The sequence below is a fragment of the Nostoc sp. genome (assembly GCF_036918015.1).
In the GTDB taxonomy this organism is placed as follows: domain Bacteria; phylum Cyanobacteriota; class Cyanobacteriia; order Cyanobacteriales; family Nostocaceae; genus Nostoc.
Genome location: NZ_JBALEO010000034.1, coordinates 59,391 through 75,646, shown reverse-complemented (window position 1 = coordinate 75,646; position 16,256 = coordinate 59,391). Strand labels below are relative to the sequence as shown.

General features: G+C 41.6%; 13 protein-coding genes. 6 read left to right on the top strand and 7 right to left on the bottom strand.

The genetic code is table 11. From position 1 onward, the window contains the following. Positions 1-516: 516 nt before the first annotated feature. From hpsU to V7K61_RS08205, 4 genes are all read right to left on the bottom strand, one after another. A complete protein-coding gene (gene hpsU / locus V7K61_RS08220) occupies positions 517-1,098 on the bottom strand; it encodes a hormogonium polysaccharide biosynthesis acetyltransferase HpsU (RefSeq protein ID WP_335052589.1) in 582 nt (193 codons plus the stop codon). A 198-nt stretch (positions 1,099-1,296) separates the two neighbouring features. Beyond that, positions 1,297-2,253: a glycosyltransferase family 2 protein gene (locus V7K61_RS08215; protein WP_335052587.1), complete on the bottom strand. Its 957-nt coding sequence runs from the start codon at positions 2,251-2,253 to the stop codon at positions 1,297-1,299. A gap of 24 nt (positions 2,254-2,277) precedes the next feature. Beyond that, positions 2,278-3,210: a glycosyltransferase gene (locus tag V7K61_RS08210; protein WP_335052585.1), complete on the bottom strand. Its 933-nt coding sequence runs from the start codon at positions 3,208-3,210 to the stop codon at positions 2,278-2,280. Between the two features lie 168 nt (positions 3,211-3,378). Beyond that, positions 3,379-4,206 (bottom strand): hypothetical protein, encoded by an 828-nt coding sequence (locus V7K61_RS08205; RefSeq protein ID WP_335052583.1) that lies wholly within the window; start codon positions 4,204-4,206, stop codon positions 3,379-3,381. A gap of 217 nt (positions 4,207-4,423) precedes the next feature. On the opposite strand from V7K61_RS08205, the gene cobU reads away from it, so the two are divergent. Further along, the gene (gene cobU, locus V7K61_RS08200) at positions 4,424-4,999 is read left to right on the top strand and encodes a bifunctional adenosylcobinamide kinase/adenosylcobinamide-phosphate guanylyltransferase (RefSeq protein WP_334836147.1); all 576 of its coding nucleotides are present in this window, start codon (positions 4,424-4,426) and stop codon (positions 4,997-4,999) included. 45 nt (positions 5,000-5,044) lie between these two features. After that, positions 5,045-5,464: a hypothetical protein gene (locus tag V7K61_RS08195; RefSeq protein ID WP_335052581.1), complete on the top strand. Its 420-nt coding sequence runs from the start codon at positions 5,045-5,047 to the stop codon at positions 5,462-5,464. A gap of 203 nt (positions 5,465-5,667) precedes the next feature. Here V7K61_RS08195 and V7K61_RS08190 read toward each other — a convergent pair whose 3' ends face one another. Next, positions 5,668-7,416, bottom strand: a complete 1,749-nt coding sequence (locus tag V7K61_RS08190; protein WP_335052579.1) for an endonuclease — start codon at positions 7,414-7,416, stop codon at positions 5,668-5,670. A gap of 427 nt (positions 7,417-7,843) precedes the next feature. Between V7K61_RS08190 and V7K61_RS08185 the strand changes: the two genes are divergently transcribed. Together V7K61_RS08185 and V7K61_RS08180 are read left to right on the top strand one after the other, a co-directional pair. Next, positions 7,844-8,803, top strand: coding sequence for a ribonuclease Z (locus V7K61_RS08185; protein ID WP_335052577.1), 960 nt, complete (start codon positions 7,844-7,846; stop codon positions 8,801-8,803). Positions 8,804-9,441: 638 nt separating this feature from the next. Continuing rightward, positions 9,442-11,634, top strand: coding sequence for a GumC family protein (locus V7K61_RS08180; protein WP_335052575.1), 2,193 nt, complete (start codon positions 9,442-9,444; stop codon positions 11,632-11,634). 148 nt (positions 11,635-11,782) lie between these two features. On the opposite strand, the gene V7K61_RS08175 is transcribed toward V7K61_RS08180, so the two are convergent. Then, positions 11,783-12,289 carry a hypothetical protein gene (locus V7K61_RS08175; protein ID WP_335052573.1) on the bottom strand — a complete coding sequence of 169 codons (507 nt, stop codon included), beginning with the start codon at positions 12,287-12,289 and terminating at the stop codon, positions 11,783-11,785. 571 nt (positions 12,290-12,860) lie between these two features. Between V7K61_RS08175 and V7K61_RS08170 the strand changes: the two genes are divergently transcribed. Next, entirely contained in the window at positions 12,861-14,006 is a 1,146-nt protein-coding gene (locus V7K61_RS08170; protein ID WP_335052571.1) for a SpoIID/LytB domain-containing protein, read from the top strand. A gap of 74 nt (positions 14,007-14,080) precedes the next feature. Here V7K61_RS08170 and V7K61_RS08165 read toward each other — a convergent pair whose 3' ends face one another. Next, positions 14,081-15,379 carry a hypothetical protein gene (locus V7K61_RS08165; RefSeq protein WP_335052569.1) on the bottom strand — a complete coding sequence of 433 codons (1,299 nt, stop codon included), beginning with the start codon at positions 15,377-15,379 and terminating at the stop codon, positions 14,081-14,083. Between the two features lie 312 nt (positions 15,380-15,691). On the opposite strand from V7K61_RS08165, the gene V7K61_RS08160 reads away from it, so the two are divergent. After that, positions 15,692-16,171 (top strand): hypothetical protein, encoded by a 480-nt coding sequence (locus V7K61_RS08160; RefSeq protein ID WP_094349606.1) that lies wholly within the window; start codon positions 15,692-15,694, stop codon positions 16,169-16,171. The last annotated feature ends 85 nt before the right edge of the window (positions 16,172-16,256 follow it).

Below are 16,256 nucleotides of genomic sequence, written 5' to 3'. Positions count from 1 at the left end.
GTAAATTTATGTATCAAATTTTATCCTCATTCTTTAACTATTCTGAATTCTGAATTTTGACTCCTGAATTCTTACTTTTTTAAATTATCGAATTTGTTTGCCTTTAAAATAAAATCTTTGACAAGTTGATGAATATCTATGGCAGGTGGTATTTTATCATCTACTTGTTGGAATGGCAAAAAAACTTTGCTATTTCGACTATCTCTTGGTTGATTTGATATATCATATTTTGTGCCAATTTTTTAGATATTGACAAATTTTGGACTTGAAATTAAAAAGATTTAATTAAAAGTAAACTATTGTCACAGAATGCCTATATCTCAAATACATTTGGGTTAAGAAGAATAGTAGGTTGGGTTGAGCTTAAGCGTTACCCAACAAAGCCTTGATAATGTTGGGTTTCGTTCCTCAACCCAACAAAGCCAGTTTTAGTTTTTAGCCTTAACTGAACCGTATTGCAATATAGTTAAGGGCGTGCAGCTAGCTGCACGCCCTTACTACGTTTAATCTGTAAAATTACGGGGTTGTGGAGGGATCGAGTTTTAGCCGAGCTGTTTTAGGACGACATGGGCTTCCCCAACAAACCTGCCCAGAAGGCATATTAGTAAAAACACTACTACGAGCGCCAATCACAGCATTAGCTGCGATTTGCACTCCTGGCCCAACAAAACAATCTGCTGCTACCCATGCACCATTTTCAATGGTAATACTCGCTGTTTTCAACCCAAAAGCAGGATCTTGGAGATCGTGAGTACCAGTACACAGGTAACTTTTTTGGGAAATTACGCAATGTTCACCAATATGGATCTGATCGAGGCTATATAAAACTACGTTATCTCCAATCCAACTGTAGTTACCAATGGTGACTTTCCAGGGGTAGGTAAAGCGGGCTGTAGGTCGAATTAATACACCTTTGCCGATACGAGCGCCAAATAATCGTAGCAAAGCACAACGTAGAATATTTAACGGTTGAGGAGTGAGGGGAAAGGCGATCGCTTGTATAAACCACCATAATAAAACATACCAACTTGGACGCCCTCGATCAAACCAAGATTGGTCATATTTGCGTAAATCTACGAAAGGTTGGTCATTTGTCATTTAATTTTAGATTTTAGATTTTAGATTTTAGATTTTAAATTTTTCCTTTAATCCCTTCTCCCAAGGGGAGACGCTGCGCGAACGGGTGACGCTCGATGACTCGCTAACGCTGCGCTAACAGCAGTCACTCATGGGGGAAACCCCCAAGACCGTGCTGCTTCACCAAAATTCAAAATTCAAAATCTAAAATTGGTATATTTAAGAGTCAATGGTCAATAGCTTTGCTTGTGCTTCTCTGCTCCCCTGCTCCTCTGCTCCCTCCTTCGGGATAGTTGCAGTATTTAAGTGACCACCGCAGTTGCGTAATTCGTAAAGTTTAACGCCAATTTGATATTCATATTGACTCAGCAATCGCCCATATATATATCCTGCTTTGCCATCTAAAAAACCGCGTTGAATTATATAAAACAAAATAAACCGCAACATCGGTTTAAATGGTAGGCGTACCCAAACTTTTTTCAGAAATCGTTTGCGTTGCACGGCATCGCCAAATAGATTAGCGCCGATAGTACCGCTCTCATCTTTACCTGTAAGAATATTAAAATAAACACTGGCTTCCCAGTTTGAATATCGGTTGTGGCGTTCTAACCAGTGGTAAAGGTCGCGGAAGTCCTCGTGGAGCATATCATTTTTGAGATATCCAACTTTCCCCTGCAAAACCACGTGTTCGTGAACTTCGTTATCACCAGTATTAGGAATATCTTCTGTATTTAGATTTTCGTAGCGACCTTTTTTATGCTGAAATAAACGTAGATTCCAATCAGGATATTTACCGCCATAACGAATCCATTTCCCTAAGAAAAATACGCGGCGGTTGAGATAATAACCTGTATATTCATCATTTTGAATTGCTTGTTCAATTTCTTCCCAGAGTTCGGGGGTGATGCGCTCATCACAATCTACAATTAGTACCCATTCATTACGAAAAGGTAGATTATCTAAAGACCAATTTTTCTTTTTGGGCCAGCGTCCATTGAAGTTAAATTGTACGACATTTACACCGTAACTTTTAGCAATTTCAATGCTGTTGTCGGTACTTTGAGAATCTACTACAAATATTTCATCTGCTCTGCTGAGGCTAGTAAGGCAAGCAGGCAAGTTAGCTTGTTCGTTTTTTGCCGGAATTAGTACTGAAACTGGTATTTTAGATGACATATTGAGTAGAAATTATGTTACTGGTTATTTCTTATTTGATGTAGATAAAAGACCCTGAATAGCAGCATTTAAGTAACCAATCTGACCGTAAGCATACACCAGTTTGTCAAACCGTTCTGCTGGATCGGAGAAATACTGTAAAGCCTTATACAAGCCTCGCAGAAATCTTTCGCTACCTCGCTGCAATTGAGCGATCCCAGCTTTACCAGCGAGTTGTTCTCGATAGCATTCGCTGATACCTTGCCACCAGCCCCGGTTTAAAAACCAGGAGCGTTGGAGGCGCTCTGGGGCTACATTGTGAGCGACGAGTGCTTCGGGAAGATAAGCGACTTGCCAACCACGCTGTAGGGCGAATTCGGTCATTTGCAGTTCTTCATTAGATAATAAATTTTTACCCACTCGACCGAGATGAGGATCGAAACCGCCAATTTCTTCGAGGAAACTGCGGCGGATGGAGTAATTTAAGCCTCTGGGTGTTGAGCCAGGTTGCTCAATGTAAATGTTACTGTCACCTAAGTCGTATGCACCCAGATTTGCAGCTAGCCCCGGAGATAGCCACCGTGGTTGTTCAATTCCTGGAGGCCACAGGAGAGTGACTTTGCCACCTGCGATCGCTAGCTTAGAGTTATTGTAATAGGCAGAATATAAAACTTGTAGCCAGCCCTGACTGGCAACAGCATCGTCATCTAGATAAGCAAGAATATCACCACTGGCTACCTTTGCACCCGTGTTGCGGGCGACAGATAAACCAATGGTGGGTTCAAAAACATACTTCAGGCGCGGATTGTGGGCCCTTTCTTCTACAACCTCACGGGTGCGATCGCTAGATCCATTATCAACTACTACAATTTCAAAGTCAGCAGCAAAATCCTGATCTAAAAGACTATCAATTGCAGCCCCTAAATAGGTATCTCGATTGTGAGTACAGATAATGGCAGAGATTTGAGTGTCTGGCATAGATTTAATTTTGGATTTGAGATTTGGGGCTTTCCTGCGGAATGCTACGCTCAGTCGAACGATTTTAGATTAAAATCTTAAATCCAACGCTATAACTGCTGAGAGTTAATCTAAACCAAAAGTTACCGACCTACCAACCGAGTTTCTTCGGAAATAATCTTTAAAACTTTACGTTTGTTGAATATGACTGTGTAAAACTACAAGAGTTTGCGCCAGTTGACTAAGGCGGGTTTCCAAAGATTGCTTGCGCCCTAACAGTTGACGTAACTTTTGGTAACGAGCGATCGCCATACTAACATTGGGAACCTGATCCGGTGGACATGGACGCGACCAAACTTTACCAGTATCGTCTACACCACAGAGGCGATAGCCAGTAATAGATGATTGATAAGATACTTTTCCACCAGTGGCACAAATTTCTTCTACGTAGTTCATCAGGCGGTCAACTTCTGCATGGCGCAGTGTCGCAGTTCCTCCTGGTTCTGGTTCGGTGGGATTGGATTCTAACCAGCCATTCACAATTGGCCCTTCTAAGTAAATATCCTGAATTTGTTTCAAAATATTTTGCAATTCTATTTGCCAACCAGCGACAGTTTCCTGAATTTCTTGCAATAGATTCATCGCCAATGCTGGATTCGCACCGTGGCGATGGCTACTAAAGGTCGGAGTTTTTAACTTGGGTAGGCTAGGTGTTCTGTTACCATTCTCTTCTGCTTGAAAGGTCTGCACAGATTCATGGTGAGGAAAGAAATTTTGGTCAGAAGGATAATCAATCTCAGTATTTACATTTAAGTCAACTGTTTGTCCTTGTGACTTTACTTCCCCATCCTGAGAGGATGGAATTTGTGTACTTTCTGTAGGTTCGTTAGCTCCGACGCTGATTCTAAAAGAGAAAGGCCGTTTTGTTGTCGAATCAGTTGTTTCGGCAGTAGAGTCAGTGCCGCGATTCCCTAAATCGTGTAGAGTTGCTTCAATGCGTTTTAAGCCTGCGTTCATAAAGACATCCTAAAGTTTGCTGTCCCCAGTAGTATTGAATAATTGAGAATGGGGTAGTTGGGATTTTTGGCTTTTGCCAGTTGTAGCATCTAATGATGCTGGTGCTAATTTTATCCCTTAAAAGTTATTTGAAACCAAAAATCTCACCTATTAAGTAAAAAAATGTGGTGATGAATTGTAACCGTAGGCATATTGTTAAAATACTCAGTAAAAAACTTTGGGTAAAATCATCTTAGTAACTGGGCCAGCACGATCTGGTAAAAGTGAATGGGCAGAAACTTTAGCTATGCAGTCAGGAAAAGCAGTTGTTTATGTAGCAACAGCCACCGATAACCTAGATGATCAAGAATGGCATCAACGCATTTTAGAACACCAACAACGTCGTCCCCAAGACTGGGTAACTTTATCTGTACCTGTGGAACTGTCTGCTACCCTTGCTGATGCCAAACCCTATACCTGTCTTTTAGTTGATTCTTTAGGAACTTGGGTTGCCAATCTCTTAGAACAGGACGAATCTAGCTGGGAAAATACCCTTGCAGAGTTTTTGGAGACGGTGGAACTGGTTGCTGCTGATATCCTGTTCGTAGCAGAAGAGGTGGGTTGGGGTGTGATACCAGCTTATCCACTTGGGAGGGCGTTCCGCGATCGCCTCGGTTCTTTAGTACGCCAGCTAGCAACACTCAGCGAAACTGTTTATTTAGTGACTGGCGGCCATGTTCTCAATCTCAGCATCCTTGGTTCGCCATTGCCAAATAAAGGAGATGCTGGAACATTCAGAAGTCAAGATTCTTAACTGTTTATTCAAGTTAATCCAAAATCTAAAATCTAGAATTGTAATATGGCAACCAAACAAGAAGTTAGAAAATACCTTGCCTACTGGTTTCAGTTGGGTAAGAAAGTGATTACGGGCAACGGCGAGGCAAGTTTTTTGCCCCAGTCGGTGCTAAATGGCGATCGCTATAGTGAAGAATTTGAAGAGTGCTGGCAAAAAATTATTTCACCGGAATCGGGTGATTGTTACCTAGAGGGTACACATGAAACTATTGCTGAATTGTTGACACCAGCATGGGATATGGTAGCTTGTGGCCGATGCAGTATGCCAGTAGCCGCGCGAAACGTCGGAATGCCCGCGTTGTTATGTCCGTGCAATGATTTACCTAACTGGCCAAATACTGAATTGCCAGCACCGCGAGAGCCAATTAAAATTCAAGACCAACTCCAAACAATTCGCGATCGGCTTGTAAAGAATATTACATAAAAAAATTGCTATGGGACTTCCAAATAAAAAAATATCCCACAATTAATAGTCAGCAACTTCAAGCGGGATAATTTATTTCTTGGAGTTCTCTATAAAACCAATCGCAACTTCAACGACTGTCGAAAAACCTATCTGCTCAATTTCTCAAAAACGGAGGTCTAAAACTCTTCCAACCATGATAGAGTTTTAGACCTCTGTACTTTTTAGTTGCAGTAGGTTCGTTGTGGCAGGGTAGAATCTAACACGAAGGGATTATCATTACCTTGGGGTGTTTTAGCGATCGCATGACTGCGTGCTACCTCACCAGCATCAATTGGATCGTCTGCTTGCCACTTACAGAGAGTATCCTTTTGTGCTGCAAAGAAGCTTGCATTCGCCAGTTCTGGGTAGACTGTGCGGAAATAGAAAATTACTCGAGCAATATCTCCTTTCTTTGGCTCCCGTGGTTCAAAAAACCCCCGTTTGAATTCACTGTATTTGTCAATATCCTGCGGACTTGGTTTGAAACTTAGTTCATCATCATCGAGATACCAAGACGTAGTTTGATTATCAGGAATATCTGCAAATGGAAAGTTGGCGCGATCGCTGTTAACTTCCACACGTGAAGTAAAAAGGTTATGCAAATCGCTTTTTGCTGGGCCTTCAGCTCCCACGCTCTGCGGCCAAACGTGTTCAGCATTGATTCTGCGTTGTGCAGCTTCCTCTCTGGGTTTATTTGAATTTGGGTCGATCGGAACACTGTAACCGGCGTAGATGTCCGTTACTATGCCACCTTGGTTATCTATTTTGGTGTAGAGCAAATCACGGGCGCTACCATATCCGAGGCTAGCACGAGGGGAGTAAAGGCTATCTAGTTTTTCCAGTAAATCGTCTCCTGTAACACCAGAAAGAATTGTGCCTGGTGTAACTGGTGGTTCAGGACTGCTAACTGGGACTGATGGAATGGGAGTAGTCTCACCAATAGCTGATAGAGTAAATCGAGCAATTACAGGGTCGTGATCGCTGACTACTCTAGAAATCCCTGCGTTAACATGAACAGCATTGATCTCAGGATTTCCATTGTTAAACAAATTTGGGGTAATCAGGATTTGGTCAATTTGTTCCTTATTCCCTCGAAAGACATAAGAGAAGCGGTCATCTTGAGGAATTTTGTTTACCAAATTTTTCAGATGATTTCCTTCAAGGATTTTGATCGGCTGGGAGTCTGGAGTATCGTTTAGATCGCCAAGAACGACAATATTTGCATTTGGGTCAGTAGTTAAGCGATTTTCGACAAATTTGTTAACAATTGTTGCCTGCTCTATCCGTTTCGAGTTAGAATCTGCTCCTCCGCTTTTAGACGCAAAGTGATTGTTTATCAGGGTGATGGGAATATCGTTGAAAGTAAATTCACCCACTAAAGGTTTGCGACTTTTTGAAAAAGCTGGATCGTCCGCAAAGCGTTCAAGCTTTTGTAGCTTAACTCGTTGAGGATTGAACAAAAAGCCTACCCGGATATTGCCACCTGGTTGGCCTCCATCGAGTCCGTTTTGAGGAGGAATTTCCCGATATTCATAGGCTGGGCCTCCTACAGATTGGATAGAACTGATCAGAGTGTTAGCAGTCAGAGTAGCATCAACTACAGAACTGAACTCAGCTCCATCATTGTCTTGTACTTCTTGCAAAGCAATAATGTCTGGTGCTTCAAGATTAGTAACAATCTGGTTTGCTAAAGCTGTAAACTTACCGTTTTTTACATCATCATCGACGTTTCTGGCCGACCTATCATCAACCTTAGAGATGTTTTCTTTTTTAGGATCGAGGTTTTCGACATTAAAGGTGGTAATCGTTAATTGCGTAGGACTTCCTAGCAAAGATGTAACTTGTACACCATAAGCCATTTCTGAAGGAAGCCAGAATGCAAGAAAAACGATAACGCAAAGTGCCTGCAAGACTTTTCGGAAAGAACTCATGAACATTCTCCTTAATTGCAAATAGAGACTTAACTCAGTTGGAGCGCCATTCCGAAGATATGAGAAGCAAAGAAGTTGAAGTTTTTCTCAAGCTATTTGGCTAAGAAAAACAATCTATCTGTTTCAGCCCAAAATCAAGTATTGAGTGCAAGCTTATGTTTGTATTAAGAGATGTACTTCGATTCCAAAGAAGAAGTCATAACAAAATTAATAATACAGCAGTTATTTGGTATTTATCAACTTGTTATTTAGTTACTTGTGGATACTGAATTACGAGAATGACTAGTAACTAATGCCCCATACCCACTTGCCCTGAGCGAAGCCGAAGGGATGCCCAATGCCCAAATTCCTAAGTATTTTGCTCAATAACCGTGGCACTATAGAAAATAGAGCTGCAAATTGAGCAATAGGAAGACTAAAGAACATTGTGCAGATAACATTCTTAGGGACGAGTTCCGGTGTACCCACGCGATCGCGCAATGTTTCCAGTGTCGCTCTGAGATTACCCCAAAGGGCAGAACTCTGGTTATTTGACTGTGGCGAAGGTACTCAGCATCAAATTATGCGGAGTGAACTCAAAATGAGTCAACTCTCCCGAATTTTTATCACCCACATGCACGGCGACCATATCTTTGGCTTGATGGGACTTCTTGCTACTTGCGGCTTGGCTGGTAATGTGCAACGAATTGATATCTATGGCCCACCTGGATTAAATGATTACATTCAATCCGCTTCACGTTACTCTTACACACACTTTTCTTACCCAATCAAAGTTCACGCCATCCGTCCAGGGGTAATTTATGAAGACGAGGACTTCACCGTTAGCTGTGGTAATTTGCATCATCGCATTACAGCTTTCGGCTACCGCGTAGCCGAAAAAGACCGAACCGGACGCTTTGATGTGGAAAAAGCCAAGGCGTTGCAAATTCCTCCTGGTCGGGTTTACGGTCAACTCAAGCGCGGTGAAACAGTTACCCTTGCGGACGGACGGGTGATTGATGGTACTCAATTGTGCGGCCCTACAGAAATTGGTCGAAAGATTGCCTATTGTACAGACACAATTTATTGTGACGGTGCAGTGCAATTAGCTCATGATGCAGATGTATTAATTCACGAAGCAACCTTTGCCCATCAAGATGCAGATATGGCTTTCCAGCGGTTGCATTCTACAACGACAATGGCAGCGCAAACAGCTTTAGCTGCTGGGGCACGTCGGCTGATTATGAGTCATTTCAGTCCCCGCTATGCTCCCGGAAATACCTTGGAGTTAAAGGATCTTCTCAAGGAAGCTCGTGCTATTTTTCCCCGTACTGATATGGCTCACGATTTTATGATTCATGAAGTACCCAGACGACGGGAAATAGAGTTAACCAAGGTAAGCGTTTAAATTTTGGACTTTCCTGCGGAACGCTACGCGTAGCGTCCGTAGGGAAGGTACGGCTACGCTCAGTTGAACGATTTTAGATTTTAGATTTCCTATTGAACGCTTCTAATCTAAAATCTAAAATTAACCAGGTTCTATCTTCGATTTTAATAGTCTCAATCATAAGATCAAGCAAATAAACAGTAGCTTTGTTTTCCGAGTAAGTCAACTATTTAACCAACAATTTACGGTTAACTAGATGTATCAAAAATATACAAATAGTATGGTTTGAATATTTTTATCAATGTGTTTTTTATATTACAAGTTATCAAAATAACTTTAATATATATAGTAAGATTGTGAGTCGGATAATTTAATACTCAAATACTTAGAAAAAATCATTAATTTTTCGTCAAGATTTTTATTCCTTAGATAAAATATTTATTAAAAATTTATACTTCCAACACTGATTAAGAATTTATATGCATGAATTGATGAACATGAAAGCGCCAGTTGGCATAATATTGTGCCAAATTAGCTTGTCATTGTTGGAAGAAGAATTAAGTATGCGATCGCAGCTATTAGGTGTAAAAAAAATCATTTCATATTTATTATAAATCTTCCAAATAAATATAGTGTTTCGATATTAGAGGAGTTTAATAGTGGCTAAGACTAGTCTGAATCAAGAGCAACAGGTTACAACTTCAGCACAAAGCGCAGTTGACATCAGACAACTATCTACTATTTTGCTTCGCCGACGCTTTCTGATCTTTGGAGTTTCCTGTGTAGTTATGTCAGCTGCTAGCCTCTTGGCTGTCATGGCCAAACCTACTTACCAGAGCAATATGCAGATATTGGTGAATTCCAATTTATCTGAAGGGGCACAATCAAATACTCAGGTTACTGATTCAAATTCTCAAGTTGTTGATTCCACTACTCAGATGAAACTCATGCTGAGTTCTAAGTTGCTTCAGAAAGCTGTAGATTTACTACATTCTGATTATCCCGATCTTACCTTACAAGACATCAATGGTCAAAAAGAAAATAACAGAAAAGCACCTTTAGAAGTAACTCCAGAAGCGGGAGTTCTAGAAGCAAATAAAGTTTTTAATCAGGCATTTAAAGTTTCTTTTCATGATGACAATCCACTAAAAGCACAAAGAGTACTTCAAGCGCTACAGAAAGTCTATCAAAACTACAACAAACAGCAGCAAAAAGAACGTCTTAATCAGGGATTAGCTTTTGTAAACACTCGTCTACCTGAGATAAAAAAAGAGGTAAGTAAAGCTGAGAAAAACTTAGAACAGTTTCGCAAAAAGCATAAATTACTCGATCCCGAAGTCCAAAGTAAAATTCTACTAGAATCTCTAGCCGATATTCAACAACAGCTACAAACCACTCGTGCCAACCTTCAAGATGTAAACGCTCGCTACGATAATCTAGAGCAACTAATAGCGTCTTCGTCCCAGCAGAATACACTTCTTTCTTCTCGTTTAAATCAGTCAAGCCGCTATCAAGCATTATTAAGTGAAATTCAAAAGACTGAACTAGCATTGGCTAAGGAGCGGCTCCGCTATACAGATGATTATCCATCGGTACAAAAATTAAAACAGCAACGCCAAAGTCAACTATCTCTCTTGCGAGAAGAGGTGAAAACTATTAGTAATACTAGTAAGGAAAAACCCCTATTCAAAGGACAAATGTTAGGGGTTGATCCAACGCTAGTAGATGAGTTTGTTTTAGTACAAACAAGTGTTTTAGGACTAACTGCTAATGAAAAAAATCTAGTTGAATCAGAACAGCAACTACGCTCTGAGCTAAACAAATACCCAAGTTTAATAGCAGAGTATAATCGTCTGCTGTCAAAGGTAGAAGCTAGCCGCAAAAACCTTGAACAACTACTCCAGGTGCAACAGTCATTAGGACTGAAAATTTCTCAGGAAGGATATAGCTGGCAAGTTTTGGCAGAACCTTCTCCCGGTATTTATATGGGTAACAACAGATTATTATTTTTGGTTGGAGGAGCAGTAATTGGGCCGATTTTAGGTATTTTAGCAGCCCTGATTTTGGAAAAGTTTAATGACGCTATTTATTGTGCCGGAGATTTAAAGAAACTGACGAATCTACGTGTATTGGGATCGGTACCAAAATTACCGTCACGTGGTGTCAAAAAACGGCGGCTTGGCCTGCCTTGGAATATCAGAAGAAGCTCAGATTCTTCTGTAATAGAAGCCAGTAATAAATTGCCCGTCCATGAAACTTTGGACATGATCTACCAAAATATTCAAATATTAAAATATCCTTTACTGTTCAAGTCGCTGATGTTTACTTCCGCACTACCAGGGGAAGGAAAGACAACCTTAGTATTAGGGCTTGTAGCTAGCGCGGCCCGAATGCATCGACGGGTATTGGTAATTGACGCTAATCTACATAATCCTAGCTTGCACAAAATCCTGGAACTATCCAATGATTGGGGACTATCTCTGTTATTAGTTGATGAGACAACTACTAATTTTCAAGATTACATCCAGCCCATTCACCCCTCCATTGATATTTTGACTGCTGGGCCAGAACCAGAAGACACAGTGAAGTTGCTCAGTTCTCAACGGATGAAAGAACTAATAGAGGTGTTTGAGCAAAATTATGACCTAGTACTGATAGATGCTCCATCTATTTTAGGCACGGTTGATGCTAGGATTGTGGCATCTTTTTGCAATGGGATTGTCATGGTAGAGCGGATGGGGAAAGTGACTCGAACTGAACTGACTCAAGCAACAGAAATTTTAAGTAAATTGAATTTAATTGGAATTATCGCTAATGAAGTGAGTAATTCTCAAAAGGCATTGGCATCGTAGAGCGAAGAAGACGCAAAGAGTAATTTTCCGGTATCCCCGCTTCCTCTTTTGGACGGTTTTTAAATGCGATCGCACTGATATTTGGTTGTGAGATTCAATCCTTGCGGGGAGACTTGCGATGACTACACCTTATCAAGCTGACGCATAGTTAATCGGCGATAGTCACCCATACGATGATCGCCAACACTGTCAGATGTTGATTTTTGTAGTGGAGGTTAGTCAGATAAACATCGTCTCCTTGGCGAATTTTATCGTCACCACTGCGATCGCGTTTGTTGATTTGCCAGCTTTGCTTTTTGGTGTGGAAATTATCGCTCCAATAGTAACAATCATGGCTATCTACCCAAGAACCTAAGACATTGTGCTGGTTCGGTAGCGATTCTGTGGATTTCAGTCGGATCGCTGCACCATCAGTTAGCTCACCGATTGAATCTGCCAGAATTTGCAATTTTATATTGTTAGACTCGCCGAGCTTTTTATTCTTGCCGAGCTTTTTATTCTTGCCGAGCTTGGGCCAATGATACCGACTGGTTTTGCCCTTACTAAATTGAGTCGCATAGTCGCCGTTCATGTGCTGTAAATAGATGGTGTCACCATACTTCAGCACATCGCCAATCGTCGCGGGAGTAGACTCTGATTGTAAATTAGCTACCATATTGTGTCCTATTTTGTCGAGAATGGGTTTGATACTTTGGCCAGTAGAATTTGTGTTTTTTTTGAACTAAATTAGGACTTACGCATAAGAGATCCCCCCCTTTTTTAGCTACCTTGTATACACAAGTTATCGAATCACAACCAGTTAGTCGAATTACCCCACCCTAACCCTCCCCTTATAAAGGGGAGGGAACTAGATTTCTTGTTTCCCCCCAAAATATCGGGGGGATTAAGGGGGGTAATTCTGAGATACAAAGTGAGAAAACTAGGGATAAACTAGTAGTCCACGAACCAAACATAGACACATTTACCAGTGTAAGTTCGGAAAAAAAGGTTAGAGGTTGTCAGTAAAATTACTGCTGAGAACAATTGCTCAAGGATAAAATCACTGACTCCTTCACCGAATTTTAGATTTTAAATTTTGGATGGAAGATTTCTACCTGATAGCTAAAGCAAAATGCATAATTAGTAGGAGGTGGCAACCTCCTACGTTGGAGAACTGTCTCATCTTAAAGTAGTAGACGCCATAATCCAGAGCGTCAATTAGATACTAGTGTGATTAGATGATCGGTATGAAATTCCAACTTTACTTAGGCTCTTTATTTTCCCAGATTAAAGTACGTCATTGGTGGGTAAGTATCCTTTTGTGGATAGCTTTGGTTGCCCCAGCCCAAGCGTCTGTAATTCTGCGCGTGGCAATTGAGAGGGGCGTTAATCAGGTAAAAGTGGGCAGTTCCACCACTGGGATCGTCAAGGATAGTACTGGACGGACTCTCGGACAGTTGCCGGCGATGAGTGCGTATTATGCCCAAGCCGTTCCTGGCGGAGTGGCTTTAGATAAATGGCAGTCTGGTTTATTTTGGATTGAGCCAACTGGTAAAGGATTTGTTTATATTGGCGATCGCTGGTATCGAGGCAGAACTCTGGTTGTTCCCACAGAAAAAGGCTTAACGGCTGTTAATTGGGTGGATGACCAAGAATATCTCTACAGCGTTCTGGGTGGCGAAATGGATGCGAGCTGGCCGCAAGAAGCGCTGAAAGCTCAAGCGATCGCAGCCCGTACTTATGCTCTCTATGAACGAGAAAAACAACGGAATAATCCCGTTTACGATTTAGGCAATACTCCCGATCGCTGGCAAATTTATAAGGGTGTCATTAGTGAATCTCCTGCTACTTACGCCGCAGTAGATTCCACACTAGGGCAGGTACTAACTTACAAAAATCGGATTATTCTCTCAGTCTTCCACGCTTGTTCTGGGGGACACACCGAAAACGTAGAAGATGTTTGGGGAAGTAGCGAACCTTATCTACGTGCTGTTCAAGACTACGATCAAAATATCCGCGAGTGTAATTGGGTGAAAACCTTCTCGCCAAGTGAAATTAGCGCTAAATTTCCAGAGGTGGGTAGCGTGACGGCGATGATTCCAGAGACATACTCACCTTTCCGCAGTGTTAAAGTTTTAAAAATTGTCGGTAACAAGGGCACGAAGGTGCTACAGGGTGAAGAAGTGCGAACAGCCCTCAAGTTAAAAAGTACCCGTTTTACTGTCACCAAAGGAGGTGATGGTAGTTTTGTACTACAAGGGCTTGGCTATGGTCATGCTTTAGGTATGAGTCAGTGGGGGGCGTACAATCTGGCTCGGCAAGGAGTGAACCACCTGCAAATTTTGGGACATTATTATCAAGGTGTAGCTCTAACACCAATTCAGGCGAAGTAATCAGGGATTGGGCATTGGGGACTGATTATTAATTCTTCTCCCCCTGCCCCTCTGCTCCCCTTCCCCTCTGCTCCCTATTCCCCACTCCCACGTTCTAAGCGCCGTTGCCATTCAGCGTCAATTTTTGCAGAACGTTCAACTTCTTGGTCGAGTAAGTCAGTTTCGCTAGAATACACTAAATCTTCATTGCCAATGACTTTTTCTGTTGCAAATTGTTGGGCATAGTCGATTTTTTGTTGCAAAGGTGCATCGGGACTTGCCAATATTCTTGCTCTGGAAAGGCGATCGCGGTTGCGATCGGCAATCTTCCGATTACGCCACCCAATCCAGAAATAACGCAGCAAAGGTATGCCTAAAAAACCTACTCCGTAAGCCAATAGCAGCCAATAAATTCCTTGCACAAAAGCTACTAGTCCACCTAATTTGGCGGCAACAATGCCACCTTTCAACAAACTTCCCAATACTAAAGCACCAACAAAATTTAGTACACCTAACCCAGCACTTAGCATAATTTGCCCAGAACTTGCCGCACTAAAACGCCAGGGAAATTCCTCTAAGCGATCTGATATTGCATAACGGCGCTTTTTAACTGCACTCACCTGCAACTCTGGGAAGTAATAAACAATTTGCCCTTCTGGACTTACTGATGGTTGCCCATTGAATCGCGTCAGAACGGGCAGCATATAATCTTCGTACTCTCTTGTGTATCCCTCGCCAATATCATCCAAATATGGGGCAATTTGTTCCGCTACCACTGCACCACGGTTAATCTGAATCACCGTAGCAATTTCTTGCCAACGACGTTCTTCTAAGTTGGCGTTAGGATTACCATCGCCAAACAAAAACGAAAATATAGCTTCAAAGAAATTCAGATTGCTTTGTTCACGGTTTTCACGTCGCCGTTCCTGGTAGTGGGTGTCATAATTTGGGCTAAGATACCAAAATAAATTTGGAAAATAGAAGAACCCCCCACCACCGGAATTACTGCCCCGATTGCCACCGTCACGATCTGAATTGGCAGCAGTAACGATCATGAAGATGGTAATAGCGATCAGGGCGATGGAAACAGTTAAGAAAATTCCAAAAGAAATGCGAATCAGGTAAAACAGTACACTCCAGACTTTTTTCCACCATTCCTGCAATCGTAGCCGGAAGTATTTATTACGCAAAATTGCTCGAAAGTTTTGTGGAAAAAGGAAAACTATATCACCTGAATCCGCTACCTGTAAATGTCCGCCAGCATCAGATGCCAGGGCTAACAAGCTTTGATTAGCTTCAGCGACGTTCAATCCTGCCTGAGTTGCCACATCACCAACGGTGACACGGTAGCCCAGTTGTTCCACAGCCTGCATGATGGTGGGACTGGGAGCCATTGCTCTCCCCTCCTATTGAAAATTATTCCTTTACTTAAGTATAAAGTTTTATTTTGAGCGACTTAGCAGGGATAGTAGTCTGTTAAGAACTAATTGACGGATAAATTCCTTGTAGAGACGGCGATTTATCGCGTCTCTCTAACCGTCAAAATGAATTTGACAAACTAGTAGAGGTAACAATTCAAAATTCCAAGTGTTAACCTTCGGTCTTCAACTCTTTAATTGACTAGACAATCAACAAATGATCTGACACATAAAATGATATAATTACTCTCCTCAGCTTGGTTAAATCAGCAAATTTTCTACTCAAATATGGTTCAATACACTCTCGCTCAAAGCCCAGAAATTATCCTTACTGTTTCTGGAAAAGATTCAGCCAAAGCCCGTGATAAAGCAATGGATCAGTTAATGGAACTGATGGATGCAGGTAAGCTACCTACGGAACTGGAAGAAGGATTTGGTCCTCAACAATTAATTGAGGTAAAAGAGTCAACTATTGATACTGCTAGTGGTGAGGATAGTATTACACAAGCTGTCCAGATTCTGAGTAACTTGGCGACGCTCAAGCTGAAAGTTCAGGAGTCACGATCTGAAGCCTTGGAAATTCGCAAAGCTGTTGATATTCTGTTTACTGATGACTCGGTGACAGAAGAGGAAATTACTCGACTCAAGGAAGGTTTTAAAGTTCTCAAAAATTTTGCTCAAGCTAATGTGCGTTACCAAGAAGCGCGATCTAAAGCAGAACTAGCTAGGCAAACTCTAGATCAAGCTCTCAAATCTCCTGATAAGTAACATTTACAGAATTAGATGCATTGAGACACATCTTAAAAATGCAATTAAATACTCTAAAAGACAGGCATAATAGCCTGTCTTCAGA

Excerpts from the sequence above, each read along its gene's own strand:
- hpsU (WP_335052589.1), bottom strand. The coding sequence starts at position 1,098 with ATGACAAATGACCAACCTTTCGTAGATTTACGCAAATATGACCAATCT.
- V7K61_RS08215 (WP_335052587.1), bottom strand. The coding sequence starts at position 2,253 with ATGTCATCTAAAATACCAGTTTCAGTACTAATTCCGGCAAAAAACGAA.
- V7K61_RS08210 (WP_335052585.1), bottom strand. The coding sequence starts at position 3,210 with ATGCCAGACACTCAAATCTCTGCCATTATCTGTACTCACAATCGAGAT.
- V7K61_RS08205 (WP_335052583.1), bottom strand. The coding sequence starts at position 4,206 with ATGAACGCAGGCTTAAAACGCATTGAAGCAACTCTACACGATTTAGGG.
- V7K61_RS08195 (WP_335052581.1), top strand. The coding sequence starts at position 5,045 with ATGGCAACCAAACAAGAAGTTAGAAAATACCTTGCCTACTGGTTTCAG.
- V7K61_RS08190 (WP_335052579.1), bottom strand. The coding sequence starts at position 7,416 with ATGAGTTCTTTCCGAAAAGTCTTGCAGGCACTTTGCGTTATCGTTTTT.
- V7K61_RS08175 (WP_335052573.1), bottom strand. The coding sequence starts at position 12,289 with ATGGTAGCTAATTTACAATCAGAGTCTACTCCCGCGACGATTGGCGAT.
- V7K61_RS08170 (WP_335052571.1), top strand. The coding sequence starts at position 12,861 with ATGAAATTCCAACTTTACTTAGGCTCTTTATTTTCCCAGATTAAAGTA.
- V7K61_RS08165 (WP_335052569.1), bottom strand. The coding sequence starts at position 15,379 with ATGGCTCCCAGTCCCACCATCATGCAGGCTGTGGAACAACTGGGCTAC.
- V7K61_RS08160 (WP_094349606.1), top strand. The coding sequence starts at position 15,692 with ATGGTTCAATACACTCTCGCTCAAAGCCCAGAAATTATCCTTACTGTT.